We start from the raw sequence: 13,855 nt of genomic DNA, 5'->3' as shown, positions 1-13,855 counted from the left end.
CAGCGCGTCTGGCGCAAGGGGCCCCGCCGGCGCAACATCACCAAAATTTCCACCATGGCCGGCCCGCCTCCCGCCGCAGCGCCTTGAGCGCTCGCTGAACCTCCGGGTCGCGTTTCAACAGACCCAGCATTTCCTCGCCAGCGGCGACGCGCTCACCGGCCAGGGCGCGGCTCTGCGCCACGAACCCGGGCGCGGGATGATCGAGATAGGGGATCGTCAGCGGCCCAGGTTCGAAATAATCGAGCCCCTGCTGCAACGGGATAAGGTGCGGCGGCAGCTCCGCCGGCGCCTCCTCCGCCGGCCGCACCAGCACCCCATGCTGCGACTCCGACAGCGTCTCCTTGAGCAACAGGAATCGGTAAGCCGGCTTCAACAGCTCGGCCAACGAGGACAGCGTGATGTAGCGATCGTGCGGCGAATAGGTGAGCGGCGACACGTGGTCCGCGCCGCGCCATCGGATCAGCAGACCGCCGTCCTGTTCGGCGACGCAGAGTTCATCCCCGCGGCGCAAACGCGCCGCCACTTCTTCGACCAGCCACGTCTCCTCAGCGTCGTGATCGAGCCAAATGTAAGCGCCCGCCTCGTCGGCGCTTGGAAGCCCAACAGTCACTCCCCCGGCTCCGCCTTCCGCGGCGCTTTCAGCCGCCGGCGATTAATATGGCTGTCCGGCGCGATGTGGCCTTCCGGGGTGCGGCCGCGGAAATAGTCGCGCTGCCAGCCATGTTTCACCGCTTCCTCGTCGCGGTCGCCGAGGCGGTTCAGGAATTTGGTGCGGCTCTCGCCCCAGGCTTCGTATTGGCGCTTCAACTCCGGATCGTCGTGGATCGATTTCACGATCGGCTGCGTCGCGTCATATTCCTCGTGCGGGATCGGCATGATGAAGCAGAACGGCTCGCCCTTCTTGAACGAGATCATGCCCGGGCGGGTGAAGCGCCAGTTCATCGTGAACGGAAACGGCAGCCAATAGGTCTCGACCACGCCGGTCAGCGCCTGAATGCCGTCCTTCACATGATTGGGCGGCCCGCCGACCCAGACGTCCCAGCCCGGCTCGGTGCGGAAGAGATAGCCGGTGTGGAACGTCAGCACGCCGCCGGAGAAATGCGACACCGCCCAGCGCTTCAGCAGCCCGGCGGGCGTGTCGTCGTCCGGATCGAGGCGGATGTCCTCGATCCGCGGCCCGCCGTTCCAGGTCGCGGTGAAGCTCACGGGCGACAAAAGCGACCAGCCCGTCGTGTTCGCCACCACCAGCGGCAGGCATCGATAGGGATGGCGATCGGAGAATTTGTCCATCCAATCGCGATCCGGCGCTCCCGGCACGAGCTCGGCCGGCTGCGGATCGACTTGATAGCAGGTGAGTTTCATTACCGTCCTAAACGTCGTCGGCGCGGCGCGGCGCGGCCAGCCTGCGCTTGTGGATGTGATCGCCGACCGCCGCTTCGCCGCGCAGCGTCTTGCCCGCAAAATACGTGCGCTGCCAGACTTGCCCTGCGGCTTCGGGATCGCCGGCGCGCACCCGGGCGATGAATTCGCTGCGGCTTTTCATCCACTCTTTGGTCTCGGCCTCCAGCGCCGGCTCATCCTTCAACGCCTTGATCACCGGCGCGCATTCATCGATCGCCGCGTGCGGCACGGGCATGATCATGCAGAACGGCTCGCCGGCTTCGAACGACACCGTCCCCGGCGCGGTGAAGCGCCAGTTCATGGTGAAGGCTTGCGGCAGCCAGCTCGTCTCGACGATGCCGGTGAGCGGCTGGATGCCATGCTTGATCCAATTTGGCGGCCCGCCCACCCACATGTCCCAGCCAGGATCGGTGCGGAACAAATAGCCTGCATTGAAGGTGACGACGCCGCGCGCGAACATCGACGTCGCGAAGTGCTTGTGCACATCGCCCTCGCTTTCGAACGTGACGTCGCTCAGCGCCGGCCCCCCGTTCCACGCAGCGGTGAACGGCGCCGGCGTCACGATCTCCCAGCCGGTGCAATTGGCGATGGTGAGCGGCAGACAGCGGTAAGCGTGACGGTCCGTAAACGCGTCCATCCACGCCCGCTCCGGCCTTCCCGGACGGATTTCAGGCGGGTAGGTCTGCAGCGGATAGCACGTCAGCCTCATCGCCCCGAACTATACGGCCAAATGACCGCCCCGCCACACGACGCCCCGCCCCGGCGACCCGCGACTTCAGACGATTTGTTCGCGCTGTTCGATCGCCTCGGCATCGCCCATACGACCACGCCGCACCGGCCGGTCTTCACCGTGGAAGAAGGCCTCGACCTCAAGGCGCAGATGCCGGGCGGCCACTCCAAGAACTTGTTCTTGAAGGACAAAAAGGGAAAGCTCTTCCTCCTCTGCGCGCTCAGCGACACCGCCATCGACTTGAACGCGGTCTCCAAACTTCTCGGCGCCGGCCGCTTCAGCTTCGGCTCGGCCGAGCGGCTGATGCAACATCTCGGCGTCACGCCTGGCTCGGTGACGCTGTTCGCGCTGATCAACGATCCCGAGCGCCAGGTCACGCTGCTGCTGGACGAGGCCTTCTTCGCCCACGATCCGGTGAACTTCCATCCGCTGCGCAACGACGCCACCACCGCCATCAGCCCCGGCGACATGCTCAAATTCATCCGCGACCTCGGCCGCGAGCCGATCCGCCTCGCCTTCGACGCCGCCGGCCAACCGGCCAGAATTGAACCCGCCACCCCAACGGCCCATGTTCAGCCCTGAAATTCTAAGGGACACGGAATGACCATTCTCGAAGGCGGGCCCGCGCCCGCCGATCTGGTGAAGGACGGCTCCGACCAGGGCTTCATGGCCGACGTCATCGAAGCCTCGCGCGCGCAGCCGGTGATCGTCGATTTCTGGGCGCCGTGGTGCGGCCCCTGCCGTCAGCTTGGGCCGCCGCTTGAATCCGCCGTGCGCAAAGCCGGCGGCAAGGTGAAGCTGGTGAAGATCAATATCGACGAGCATCCCAGCGTCGCCGGCCAGCTCGGCGTCCGCTCGATCCCGGCCGTCTACGCCTTCGATCAAGGCCGCCCCGTCGACGGCTTCATGGGCGTCATTCCCGAAAGCCAGATCAAGCTCTTCGTCGACCGCCTCGGCGGCGCCAGCATGGAAGCGGAGATCGAGCCGCTGCTCGCCCAAGCCGCCGAAAGTGTGAAGCTCGGCGACATCGGCGGCGCCGCGCAAGGCTTCATGGCCGTGCTGCAGCTCGATCCCGCCAACACCAAGGCGATCGCCGGCATGGCCCGCATCGCGCTGCAGAGCGGCAATGCCGACGAAGCCCGCGAAATCCTCGACATGACGCCGCCCGAGAAGGCCAACGACCCAGAGATCGCCGGCGTCCGCGCCGCGCTCGAACTCGCCGCCAACGGCGCCGACGCCGGCGACAGCGACGAACTCGCCACCGCGGTCAAAGCCAACCCGGACGACCACCAGGCCCGCTTCGACTACGCCGAAGCGCTCTCCGCCCGCGGCGATCTCGAAGGCGCCAGCGCGCAATTGCTCGCCATCATCGCCAAGGAGCGCGACTGGAACGAGGGCGCCGCGCGCACGCAGCTCTTGAAAATCTTCGAAGCCGCCGGCCCCACCTCCGACGTCACCAAGCAGGGGCGCCGCAAGCTGTCGGCGATTCTGTTCTCATGAGCGCCTTCGGCTATCGCAAGCCCGCCGACCTGCCGCAGACAGTGCCGCTGTTTCCGCTGAGCGGCGCGATCCTGATGCCGCGCGGCGTGCTCGCGCTCAACGTGTTCGAACCGCGCTATCTCAACATGGTCGACGACGCGCTCGGCGGCGAGCGCCTCATCGGCATGATCCAGCCGGCGATAGGCGAAGAAAGCGATCCCGCGCCGCAGCTCTGCGACGTCGGCGCCGTCGGCCGCATCACCTCGTTCAACGAAACCGACGACGGCCGCTATCTCATCACCTTGACCGGCGTCTGCCGCTTCGATCTCGAACAGGAGCTCGAAGGCGGCACGCCCTATCGCCAGGCCATCGTCAATTACGAACCGTTCGCCGACGATTTCTCGCCCTCGCCCGGCCGCGCTATCGACCGCGACGGCCTGATCGCCTCGCTCAAGACCTACGCCGCGCTGCACGGCTTCCAGGTCGATTGGGACTCGGTCGAGCAGGCGCCCACCGAAACCATCATCAACGTCGCCGCCCAGGTCTGCCCGTTCGACGCCGCAGCGAAGCAAGCGCTCTTGGAAACCATCACCCTCGAAGAGCGCGCCAAGGCGCTGATCGCGCTCTTGGAATGGGACGCCGCCTCCGACGACGAGCACAGGCCGATCCAATGAGCGAACCCGATCCCAAGCTGCTCGAAGTGCTCGTCTGCCCGCAAACGCGCACGCCGCTGCGCTACGACCGCGAACGCCAGGAACTGGTCAGCGAACGCGCCCGCCTCGCCTATCCCGTCCGCGACGGCGTCCCCATCATGTTGATCGACGAAGCGCGCGAACTGGGAGTGGACGAGTAATGGCGCCGCTCTCTCCACCCATTCCCGGCGTGGCGCGAAGCGGCGAGCCCGGCACCCATAAACCCAACTCTCAGCCGCTGAAGCGCGGCGGGTTCGGCGTCTTATCCTCCACCACACGCGTTTATGGGCCCCGGACTTGCGCTGCGCGCAATCCCGGGATGGGTGTTCAGTCATGACCGCAGCAGCAATCACGCGTCCCTGGCCGACCGATCTCGTCTTCGACCGCGCAACCAGGCAGCTCATGATCGCCTTCGATGATGGCGCCCATTTCGAGATCCCGTTCGAACTCCTGCGTGTCGAAAGCCCCAGCGCCGAAAACAAGGGCCACGGCCCCAACCCGCCGCCGCCCGTCACCGGCAAGGCCAACGTCAACGTAGTGAAAGCCGACGCCGTCGGCCGCTACGCCGTGCGCATCAGCTTCGACGACGGCCACGACACCGGCCTCTATTCCTGGGACCTGCTCTACGACCTCGGCCGCACCAAAGGCGAGCGCCTGCGCATCTACCGCGAAACCCTCGCCCAACGCGCGCTCAGGGATGAGGCTTAGTGCCGTCGAAGGAAGACAAAGCCGCGCTCCGCGAAATCCAGCAGCGCGCCATCGAGATCGCCCGCGCGGACGGCGGCCTCATGATTTATCTCGGCGTGCGCGTGAAGCGCACCGGCCCTGAAGTCTGCTACACCTGCATTCAGTGTAAGCGCACAGAGCACCGCCCGGCCTATCCCGGTGTGCCGAACCTGCGCTGCCCAGTGTGCGAGCCGAACGCCGCCTGAACCGACGTCATGCTTAATTCGCGCCGCGGCGCGCGAACGCATTGGAAGCTGCGCCCGAGCGTGGATACTCTCTGCGCGCCCGCATGCCGCTTACGTCACTCTCCGCGCTCGACAGCGAATTTGACGCCATCGTCGTCGGCGCCGGCCCGGCCGGCCTCGCCTGCGCCTTCGACTTGCACGACCACGGCCTCAAGGTAGCGCTGCTCGAAGCCGGCGGCGCGCGCCCGATCCCGGGCGAGCCCGACATTCGCGCCGCCGAAATCGCGCATCCCGAATTCCACGATCCGGTCGACATCGTCGCCGCCTCCGCGCTCGGCGGCTCGACGCATTGGTGGGGCGGCCGCAGCATCCCGTTCGACCCCGTCGACTTCCGCCACTGGCCCATCAACTATGACGACATGCTGCCATGGTGGGAGAAAGCCGCGGCGTTTCTCGGCAGCAAAAGCGTCAGCGAGTCCGCCCCGCCGCCGGCGTTCCAAAAGCTCCAGCGCTTCGACGCGCTGCGCGACGAATGCTGGGGCCCCGAACTCAACATGGGCCGGCGCTGGCGCGCGCGCATCGCCGCCGCCGACGGCCCCGCCATCGTTACCAACGCCCGCGTCACCGGCCTCGACTACGCGAGCGGCCGCATCGCCGCCGTGCGGGTCGGCGAGAAGCGCGTGCGCGCGAAACAGATCGTCCTCACCAGCGGCGGCCTCGGCACACTCAAACTTCTACTGCTCTTGCAGCGCGAACATCCGCACCTCTTCAGCGACGCGCTCGGCCGCTGCTACATGGGCCATCTCACCGGCGCCATCGCGGCGATTGCGCCCAGCGACCCCGCCGACGTCGCCGCCTTCACCACCCGCCCGATCGGCGACAACATCTACGCCCGCCGGCGCCTGCGCCCCACGCCGCAAACGGTGACGGACGAAAACATCGTCAACATCGCCTTCTGGTTTGAGAACGGCGCCGCCGCCAATCCCGCGCACGGCGACGCGACCGCCAGCGCCCGCTATCTCGCCACGCGCATGCTGCGCCTCGGCCGCGGCGAAGGCGCGCTTGGGCCGCACCTCGCCAACGTCGCCCGCGCGCCGTGGAGCGCCGCCGCGGGCCTCACCAGCGCCGCCTACCTTCTCACCGCCGCGCGCCTCACCGGCCGCCATCCGCGGCAGACCAAATTGACGCCCGCCGCCGCCAACGCCTGGCGGCTCGACTATCACGCCGAACAGCCCCCGCACGCCGACAACCGCATCAGCCTCGGCGAGTCGCTCGACTCCGCCGGCTTGCCCAAGCTCCGCATCGACTTCCGCATGCGCGACGCGGAAATCGACTCCGTCGTCCGCGCCCACGAATTGCTCGACGCCGATCTCCAGCAAGCGCACGCCGGCAAGCTTCTCTTCGCCGGCGACCGCGACCAAAGCGTCGCCAGCGTCCGCGCCGCCGCGCGCGACGGCTATCACCAGCTCGGCGGCGCGGTCATGAGCACGAACGCAGCCGCCGGCGTGGTCGACACCGATCTCCGCGTCCACACCATTGAGAATCTCCACGTCGCCTCCGGCAGCGTGTTCCCAAGCGGCGGCCAGGCCAACCCGACCCTCACCATCGTCGCCCTCGCCCGCCGTCTCGCCGACACGCTCGCGCGCGGTCAGTCCGCCGCACAGCGCATCGCCGCGCCCGTCAACGCGGATTAAATCGCCGTCCATGTGGTAACGGCGCGGAACGCCGCCGCGCGTCGATCTGTTGTGCCTCCATTCCACGTAGGAGGACACGATGGAACGCAACCGTATGGGCGAGATTGCGCTGTCAGCCGGTTTGGGCTTCGCCGCCGGCGCGCTGCTGGCCAACCCGGCCCGCAAGCTGGCGATGCAGGGCGCCGAGGCGCTCACCTCGCGCGATTGGGTCGACGCCTTGACGATGGAGCACCGCGCCGTCGCGAAAATCTTCGACACCCTGCTCGAAACCGACGAAAGCGAGCCCGGCAAGCGCAAGTCCGGTCTGCACGCCATCGACCACGCGCTCACCAAGCACGCGCTGCAGGAAGAGCTCGCCATCTATCCGGCGCTGCGGCGCATCGACGAACAGCAGGCCCAGCACTTGTTCGCCGACCATGTCGAGGTGAAAACCTTCCTCTCCGAACTCCAGTTCGACATCGAGCCCAACAGCCCGGCCTGGATCGTGCGCCTGCGCGAATTCAAGGAAGCGATCGATCAGCACATCCGCGAAGAAGAAAACGAGATCTTCCCCGCCTTCCGCGACCGCATGTCCGAAGAAGAAAACCTGCTGCTGACCAAGCACATGCACATGCAAGGAATGAAAGTGGTCTGAGCCTAAAACAGCACCGCCGCTAAATCCGTCATCCTGGGGCAATGCGCAGCATTGAGCCCAGGATGACCGTGCTGTTAACTCAAACCGCCAGCCTCTCGTCAACCGGCGATCAGGGCCCTCCGAATGCACTTCCGCATCGGCGCATTGTCCGCCGCCTCGAACCCGCGCGCAGCGGCGGCGTACCAAGTGTCGCGCTCGAACCTGGAGAGATCGAGCGGATGTCCGGCGTGCTCGGCCAGATCTCGAAGGAATTCGCGGCTCACCCGCCCATTGCCCTCGATGAACGGGTGAACCGCATTGATCTCGTTGATCAGCTCGGCCGCGTGCTCGGCAAATGCGTCGGCTGTAAGGTCCTTTAGAACCGCATTCGCCGCCAGCTGCGCGAAGATGCGCTCCATGTTGTCGTCGATGAATTCGGGCAGACAGAACGGCGCTGAGCCGCGGCCGGTGGAGTAGTCGCGAATCTGACCGGCCCACCGATAGACGTCCTCGAACAGCTCGCGATGCAGCCCTTTGAACGCCTGGTACGTGAATGCTTCTAGTGGGGCGCGGAATTTAGAAGCAGTGGACACTGCGAAGCGCTCGAACTCCTCCAGCGTCGCAGCATCTCGGATATCCGGAATATTCCGCAGCACATCGGTGCCCGAATAGAAGTGCGTCGCGTGCGCGCGCCGTTCTCGAGCTGAGCGGCCGACAGCTGGCGGCTCGCCGCTCACTCGGCGGCAATCACGGGCGGTCTGCGCCGCTCCTCGTTCCAAAGGCGGAGCAACGCGCGCTCCTCTTCCGCCGCTACATTGAGTCCGAAAGCAAAATCGAAAAACGCCAATTCGTCTTCGCGCAGAGGCATGTCCTCGATTGCAAGATTGGCCTGAATCTCGCGCATACGCTGCTTATGCGTGGCCCACTCCGCCGCCGTCCGCTCCCCGCCCGAGCGGGCAGCCAGCGACCGCACTCGAGCGGCGGTCTCACGCGGTAGCGACTTGATGAACTCGTCGGCCATCGAGCCATTATAGCGCTGAAGACCGTCCTAGGGGAGCGGTTCTGTCCACACGGCAGAGTCCGATGAATCGTCATTCCGGGGCTCAGCGAAGCTGAGAACCCGGAATCCAGGGGAATCCAGCACAGCGCTCGCCCCTGGATTCCGGATCGCGCTCCGCGCGTCCGGAATGACGAATACCGGTCTGCGCAGAACATCTCGGCTATGCCGCCAGCGTCTCCCCACGCAGCAGCTTCGGCAAATCGCCCGCGGCGCCGCCCGCGTATTTCATGAAAAACCGCCGCGCCGGCCCAACCGCGTTCACGGCAGCCAGGCCGACACGCCGCGCCATCCGCAGCGGCCGCACTTCGTTCGAGAACAATTTGTCGAAGAACTCCATGCCGAGCGCCATCGTCACGTTGTCGAACCGCCGCCAGCGCTGATAGCGCTCCAGGATCGAGACATCGCCCGGATCCAAGCCCACCGACATCCCATCGGCAATGCACTCCGCCAACGCCGCGCAGTCTTTCAAACCGAGATTCAATCCCTGCCCCGCCAGCGGATGAATCCCATGCGCGCTGTCGCCAGCCAAACACACGCGCGCGTCGATCATCCGCTCCGCCAATTGCAGCGACAGCGGATAGCCAAAGCGCGGGCCTTCCAGCGAAAGTTCACCGAGGAAATCACCGAAGCGGCGGCCCAGCTCCGACAGGAAATCCGCTTCGTTCATTTTCAGCAGCGCCTCCGCCGCCGCCCGCGGCTCGGCCCAAACGATGTTCGAGCGATTGCCTTTGAGAGGCAAAATCGCAAACGGCCCGTTCGGCAAGAAGAACTCATGCGCCACCGCGCCATGCGGCTTCTCGTGCGCAATCGTCGCCACGATCGCCGTCACCGGATAGTCCCAGCCGATGGTGCGGATGCCGACCGCCCCGCGCACGAACGAACGCCGCCCGTCCGCGCCCACTAAGAGCGGCGCGCGCAAACGCTTCCCATCCGCCAACGTCACCGTCGCGCCCGCGGGATCGCGTTCGATCGCGCTCACCGACATCGGCTGAACCATCTTGATCGAGGCCCGCGCCTTCACGCCGCTATCCAGGGCCATCCGCACATGCCGCGCTTCGAGCATCAGGCCCAAAGGCTCCCGCTGCTCCTCGATGGAGGAGCTGTCATCGCGACCCGTCCGCCGTAGCCTTGGCGAAGGCGGAAGCGATGACTGAGGAGGTGAGGCCAATGGTCGTGACGAGCGAGCCTCCGGAGGCTCCTTCTTCGTCTTCCGCGCGCGCACCTCCTCCGGCCGCTTCGCGGCCACCTCCTCCATCGAGGAGGAGGTGCGGCGTCCGAACAACTCCGCCGCATCGAAATGCAGATGCAGCGGCGACGGCCCGCCGCGCCGTGCGCTTGTGCCGAGCTTGCCGTCCGTCACCATGATCTGTTCGATCGGCTGCGCCACCGCGTCGAGCTGATCGCCCAGCCCCAGCGCCCGCCACATCCGGTACGACGCGAACGCGATCGCGAACGCGCGCCCGTCGAACGCCGGCGCCAACGTCTCGGCCGGCTTCGACGCATCGATCACGATCACCGAAACGCCGGCCTGATCCAAAGCCAGCGCCAAGGTCTGCCCCACCAGCCCGCCGCCGGAGAGGATCACGTCAGCGTCGAAACCGCGTCCATTGCTCATGACCAACGATTAGTGCGCGGCGCCGCGCCCGTCGATGCGTCCCGCGCGCGCAAGCTTGAGGCAGGGCGCCGCTTTTTTGAGCGGCGGCGCTGCAGCGCACAGGCTTCGTCCGGAAAGCATTGCCCGATCCGCGGGCGCACGACCCAATCGGCTTCCGAACCTAAGGGGGTTGGCATGACCGCACATCAAACTCTTCGTCATTCCGGGCGCGCAGAGCGCGACCCGGAACCCAGGGGCCAACGCACAGCTCTTCACGCCCTGGTTTTTTCCGGGTTCTCGCTTCGCGAGCCCCGGAATGACGAGCGGCGCCGCAGCGTATTCGTGTTGGTCGCCGTTTTCGTTGTAGCGCTTGCTTTAGCCGCCTTCACGCCAGCGCCGGCCTCCGCGCAAGAAGGGGCGGCCGCCGTCGTCGAAACCATCGCGCCGGCGCCGCCCGTCGCCGCCCTCGAAGCGCCGCCCGAACCCGCGCCCGAAGCAGCCGCCCCCACAATCGACAAAGGCGACGTCGCCTGGATGCTGATCTCCACAATCATCGTGCTGATGATGATCATCCCCGGCCTTGCGCTCTTTTATGGCGGCTTGGTGCGCGCCAAGAACATCGTCTCGCTCTTGAGCCAGGTGTTCGTCGTCACCGCGATCGGCATGGTGATGTGGCTCTTGGTCGGCTATTCGCTCGCCTTCACCGACGGCGGCGATCTCAACCGCTTCGTCGGCGGCTTCAGCAAAGCCTTCCTCGCCGGCGTCGACACCACGACTATGGTCGAAACCTTCTCGGTCGGAATCTCCATCCCGGAGTTGGTTTTCGTTGCCTTCCAGATGACGTTTGCCTGCATCACCGCCGCGCTTGTGTTGGGCGGCGTCGCCGAGCGGGTGAAGTTCTCGACCATCGTCGTCTTCGCCGTGCTGTGGCCGGTCGTCGTCTATTATCCGATGGCGCACATGGTCTGGTGGTGGGGCGGGCCGATGATGGCGTCCGATCCCGCCAATTCCGAAGCGCTCGCCGCCGGCGCTGGCCTCATCTGGAGCTTCGGCGCGCTCGACTTCGCCGGCGGCACCGTCGTGCACATCAATTCCGGCGTCGCCGCGCTCGTCGGCGCCGTGCTGCTGGGCAGCCGCACCGGCTATCGCAAAGAACCGATGCCGCCGCACAACCTCACCTTCACCGTGATCGGCGCGGGGCTGCTCTGGGTCGGCTGGGTCGGCTTCAACGCCGGTTCGAACTTGGAGAGCAACGCCTACGCCGCGCTGGCGCTGGTCAACACCTTCGTCGCCCCCGCCGCCGCCGCGCTCTCGTGGATGCTCACCGAATGGATCTTCAAGCGTAAGCCGAGCCTCCTGGGCCTCGCCTCCGGCGCCGTCGCCGGCCTCGTCGCCATCACCCCGGCCGCGGGCTTCGCCGGCCCCGTCGGCGCGCTCATGCTCGGCCTCGTTGCGGGACCGATCTGCCTCTTCGCCTGCTCGGCCCTCAAATCCTGGCTCAAATACGACGACAGCCTCGACGTCTTCGGCATTCACGGAATCGGCGGCATTGTCGGCGCCATCGGGACGGGCATTGTCGTCAACCCCGCCTTCGGCGGCGCCGGCATCGTCGACTACGCCGCCGGCGGCGCGGCCGTTTATCCCGGCATCGTTCCGCAAGTGATCGCCCAGCTCAAAGGCGTCGCCGTCACGCTGGTCTGGTCGGGCGTCGGCTCGCTCATCGTCTGGGTCATCGCCCGCGGCCTCACCGGCGGCCGCGTCAGCAAAGAAGTCGAGTCCGAAGGCGTCGACTACGCCGAACACGGCGAAGTGGCGTATCACTCGTAGGGGCTAGGGGCTCGGGGCTAGGGGCTAGGTTGAGCTGCCCGCTCCCTAGCCCCTAGCACCCAGCCCCTAGCCCCGCGATTTACCTTCGTAAATCGCTCCTTTTTCGCAACCCAAATGACTGCCGCGGTAACCCTGTTCGCCTCCGAATCTTCACCGCTCGTTTACCGGGAAGGCCAACATTCCCGCTTCAAGACAGCCGCAGAACGAGCGCCTTCACCTCAATGTCAGAAGCCTACAGCCAAGGGGCGCGCGCCCCCTCCTTCGCCACTTCCGCGGCGGCGCGGCTCGCTTTGAAGCGGGCGGCGCTCTCTGTCGGCGCGGCGATCGTGGGCGCCTACGGCCTCGGCGCCGTCGTCACCTATTCACCAGAAGATCCGAGCCTCAACACCGCGACGGACGCGGCCGTCACTAACCTTTTTGGCGGCCCCGGCGCCGTCGTCTCCGATCTCATCATCCAAACTTTGGGCGCCGCCGCCCCGCTCGCCATGGCCGCCTTGATGGCCGCCGGCGCGCTGCGCGTTTGGCGGCGCCAACTCGTCGCCCGCATCGACAAGCGCCGCGTCGGCGCCTGCCTCATCGGCATCCTCTTGCTCGCCGGCGCCGCCTCCACCATCCCGACGCCAGACGGCTGGCCGCTCGCGACCGGCTTCGGCGGCCTGTTCGGCGACTGGACCTCCGGCCTCATCGCCGGCCTCGCGTCGATGCCGGGCCTGCCGTTCCCGCACGTCATCACCGGCATCTTGTGCGCCATTGTCGGCCTGCTCGCGGTCGGCTGGTCGTTCCAAGTGCGCGCCGAGGACGTGAAGAGCGCCGCCCAAGTCGCCAAGCGCGCCGCTGTCGGCTCCGCCGCCGCGACGCAACGCGCCATCGGTTACGTCTCGGAGAAGACGCGCCGCCCCGACGAAGACGAGGAAACGCCCCGCCAGGACCGCCCCGCCCCGCGCGTCAGCGAACGCCCGCGCCCGGCGCCGCGTCCCGCCCCGCGCGCGCCGCAGCGCGTTGACGCCGAAGCGCCGCGCCAGCCGCGCCAGGCGCCGAAGCCGGAGAAGAAACAACACAAGCAGCACGCGATGGCGCTCGATGACGACTTCGAGCTGCCCGACACCGACCTGCTCGCCACGCCGAAGCAGCGCGTCACCCACACCGACGCGCAGACGCTGCACCAAATGAGCCGCCAACTCGAAACCGTGCTCGCCGATTTCGGCGTGCAAGGCGAAGTGCTCTCCGCGCGCCCCGGCCCCGTCGTCACCCTGTTCGAGTTCGAACCCGCCGCCGGCGTCAAATCCTCCCGGGTCATCGGCCTGTCCGACGACATCGCCCGCACCATGAACGCCACCGCCGCGCGCGTCGCCGTCATCCCCGGCCGCAACGCCATCGGCATCGAGCTCCCCAACGCCAAGCGCGAAACCGTCTTCCTGCAGACGCTGCTCAACTCCACCAGCTTCGCCGGCACCCAGGGCGATCTGCCTCTCGCGCTCGGCGAGACCATCGAAGGCGATCCCTTCGCCGCCGATCTCACCAAGATGCCCCACCTGCTCATCGCCGGCACCACCGGCTCGGGCAAGTCGGTCGGCATCAACGCCATGATCCTGTCGCTGCTCTACCGCCACACGCCGGACGAGTGCCGCTTCATCATGATCGATCCGAAGATGCTGGAGCTTTCCGTCTACGAAGGCATCCCGCACCTCCTCCACCCCGTCGTCACCGATCCGAAGAAAGCCGTCGTCGCGCTGAAGTGGACCGTGCGCGAGATGGAGGACCGCTATCGCCGCATGTCCAAGCTCGGCGTGCGCAACATCACCGGCTACAACGATCGCGTCCGCGACGCGCTCGAACGCGGCGAGCGCCTCGAGC

General features: G+C 66.9%; 16 protein-coding genes. 10 read left to right on the top strand and 6 right to left on the bottom strand.

What is annotated here, in order from left to right; translation table 11 throughout:
* Positions 1–37 precede the first annotated feature (37 nt).
* From VEA80_RS07645 to VEA80_RS07635, 3 genes are read right to left on the bottom strand one after another with little or no spacing between them, the layout of a single operon-like run.
* Complete coding sequence (locus tag VEA80_RS07645; RefSeq protein WP_325060121.1) at positions 38–610, bottom strand: hypothetical protein; 573 nt, start codon at positions 608–610, stop codon at positions 38–40.
* Positions 607–1,362, bottom strand: a complete 756-nt coding sequence (locus VEA80_RS07640; protein WP_325060120.1) for a DUF6065 family protein — start codon at positions 1,360–1,362, stop codon at positions 607–609. The genes VEA80_RS07645 and VEA80_RS07640 overlap by 4 nt, the downstream gene beginning before the upstream one ends.
* Before the next feature lie 7 nt (positions 1,363–1,369).
* Positions 1,370–2,110 (bottom strand): DUF6065 family protein, encoded by a 741-nt coding sequence (locus VEA80_RS07635; protein ID WP_325060119.1) that lies wholly within the window; start codon positions 2,108–2,110, stop codon positions 1,370–1,372.
* Positions 2,111–2,131: 21 nt separating this feature from the next.
* Here VEA80_RS07635 and VEA80_RS07630 point away from each other — a divergent pair, with 21 nt between their 5' ends.
* From VEA80_RS07630 to VEA80_RS07595, 8 genes are all read left to right on the top strand, one after another.
* Positions 2,132–2,713, top strand: coding sequence for a prolyl-tRNA synthetase associated domain-containing protein (locus VEA80_RS07630; protein WP_325060118.1), 582 nt, complete (start codon positions 2,132–2,134; stop codon positions 2,711–2,713).
* Between the two features lie 18 nt (positions 2,714–2,731).
* Entirely contained in the window at positions 2,732–3,631 is a 900-nt protein-coding gene (locus VEA80_RS07625; RefSeq protein WP_325060117.1) for a co-chaperone YbbN, read from the top strand.
* Positions 3,628–4,284, top strand: coding sequence for an LON peptidase substrate-binding domain-containing protein (locus VEA80_RS07620; RefSeq protein ID WP_325060116.1), 657 nt, complete (start codon positions 3,628–3,630; stop codon positions 4,282–4,284). The genes VEA80_RS07625 and VEA80_RS07620 overlap by 4 nt, the downstream gene beginning before the upstream one ends.
* Complete coding sequence (locus VEA80_RS07615) at positions 4,281–4,463, top strand: Trm112 family protein (protein ID WP_325060115.1); 183 nt, start codon at positions 4,281–4,283, stop codon at positions 4,461–4,463. Before VEA80_RS07620 ends, VEA80_RS07615 begins: the two co-directional genes overlap by 4 nt.
* A gap of 172 nt (positions 4,464–4,635) precedes the next feature.
* The gene (locus VEA80_RS07610) at positions 4,636–5,010 is read left to right on the top strand and encodes a gamma-butyrobetaine hydroxylase-like domain-containing protein (protein WP_325060114.1); all 375 of its coding nucleotides are present in this window, start codon (positions 4,636–4,638) and stop codon (positions 5,008–5,010) included.
* On the top strand, positions 5,010–5,234 hold the full coding sequence (locus tag VEA80_RS07605) for a hypothetical protein (protein WP_325060113.1): 225 nt from the start codon (positions 5,010–5,012) through the stop codon (positions 5,232–5,234). Before VEA80_RS07610 ends, VEA80_RS07605 begins: the two co-directional genes overlap by 1 nt.
* A gap of 83 nt (positions 5,235–5,317) precedes the next feature.
* Positions 5,318–6,907, top strand: a complete 1,590-nt coding sequence (locus VEA80_RS07600; protein WP_325060112.1) for an FAD-dependent oxidoreductase — start codon at positions 5,318–5,320, stop codon at positions 6,905–6,907.
* Between the two features lie 79 nt (positions 6,908–6,986).
* Positions 6,987–7,541 (top strand): hemerythrin domain-containing protein, encoded by a 555-nt coding sequence (locus VEA80_RS07595; protein WP_325060111.1) that lies wholly within the window; start codon positions 6,987–6,989, stop codon positions 7,539–7,541.
* Positions 7,542–7,639: 98 nt separating this feature from the next.
* On the opposite strand, the gene VEA80_RS07590 is transcribed toward VEA80_RS07595, so the two are convergent.
* From VEA80_RS07590 to VEA80_RS07580, 3 genes are all read right to left on the bottom strand, one after another.
* Complete coding sequence (locus VEA80_RS07590) at positions 7,640–8,257, bottom strand: Fic/DOC family protein (protein WP_325060110.1); 618 nt, start codon at positions 8,255–8,257, stop codon at positions 7,640–7,642.
* Positions 8,254–8,541 (bottom strand): hypothetical protein, encoded by a 288-nt coding sequence (locus VEA80_RS07585; protein ID WP_325060109.1) that lies wholly within the window; start codon positions 8,539–8,541, stop codon positions 8,254–8,256. Before VEA80_RS07585 ends, VEA80_RS07590 begins: the two co-directional genes overlap by 4 nt.
* Before the next feature lie 199 nt (positions 8,542–8,740).
* Positions 8,741–10,195, bottom strand: coding sequence for a UbiH/UbiF/VisC/COQ6 family ubiquinone biosynthesis hydroxylase (locus VEA80_RS07580; RefSeq protein WP_325060108.1), 1,455 nt, complete (start codon positions 10,193–10,195; stop codon positions 8,741–8,743).
* Between the two features lie 321 nt (positions 10,196–10,516).
* Here VEA80_RS07580 and VEA80_RS07575 point away from each other — a divergent pair, with 321 nt between their 5' ends.
* Positions 10,517–12,001 carry an ammonium transporter gene (locus VEA80_RS07575; protein WP_325060107.1) on the top strand — a complete coding sequence of 495 codons (1,485 nt, stop codon included), beginning with the start codon at positions 10,517–10,519 and terminating at the stop codon, positions 11,999–12,001.
* Between the two features lie 221 nt (positions 12,002–12,222).
* Positions 12,223–13,855, top strand: a 1,633-nt coding sequence (locus VEA80_RS07570; protein WP_325060106.1) for a DNA translocase FtsK 4TM domain-containing protein, incomplete at its 3' end; no start/stop codon positions are given.

Source organism: Vitreimonas sp., assembly GCF_035627415.1.
Lineage (GTDB): Bacteria > Pseudomonadota > Alphaproteobacteria > Caulobacterales > Aquidulcibacteraceae > Vitreimonas.
Note: the sequence above shows the minus strand (reverse complement) of the source record. Positions and strands in the feature narration are given on the sequence as shown.

Bases quoted from the DNA above. Each gene is read 5' to 3' on its own strand.
- VEA80_RS07640 (WP_325060120.1), bottom strand. From the start codon at position 1,362: ATGAAACTCACCTGCTATCAAGTCGATCCGCAGCCGGCCGAGCTCGTG.
- VEA80_RS07635 (WP_325060119.1), bottom strand. From the start codon at position 2,110: ATGAGGCTGACGTGCTATCCGCTGCAGACCTACCCGCCTGAAATCCGT.
- VEA80_RS07630 (WP_325060118.1), top strand. From the start codon at position 2,132: ATGACCGCCCCGCCACACGACGCCCCGCCCCGGCGACCCGCGACTTCA.
- VEA80_RS07625 (WP_325060117.1), top strand. From the start codon at position 2,732: ATGACCATTCTCGAAGGCGGGCCCGCGCCCGCCGATCTGGTGAAGGAC.
- VEA80_RS07620 (WP_325060116.1), top strand. From the start codon at position 3,628: ATGAGCGCCTTCGGCTATCGCAAGCCCGCCGACCTGCCGCAGACAGTG.
- VEA80_RS07615 (WP_325060115.1), top strand. From the start codon at position 4,281: ATGAGCGAACCCGATCCCAAGCTGCTCGAAGTGCTCGTCTGCCCGCAA.
- VEA80_RS07610 (WP_325060114.1), top strand. From the start codon at position 4,636: ATGACCGCAGCAGCAATCACGCGTCCCTGGCCGACCGATCTCGTCTTC.
- VEA80_RS07600 (WP_325060112.1), top strand. From the start codon at position 5,318: ATGCCGCTTACGTCACTCTCCGCGCTCGACAGCGAATTTGACGCCATC.
- VEA80_RS07595 (WP_325060111.1), top strand. From the start codon at position 6,987: ATGGAACGCAACCGTATGGGCGAGATTGCGCTGTCAGCCGGTTTGGGC.
- VEA80_RS07585 (WP_325060109.1), bottom strand. From the start codon at position 8,541: ATGGCCGACGAGTTCATCAAGTCGCTACCGCGTGAGACCGCCGCTCGA.
- VEA80_RS07580 (WP_325060108.1), bottom strand. From the start codon at position 10,195: ATGAGCAATGGACGCGGTTTCGACGCTGACGTGATCCTCTCCGGCGGC.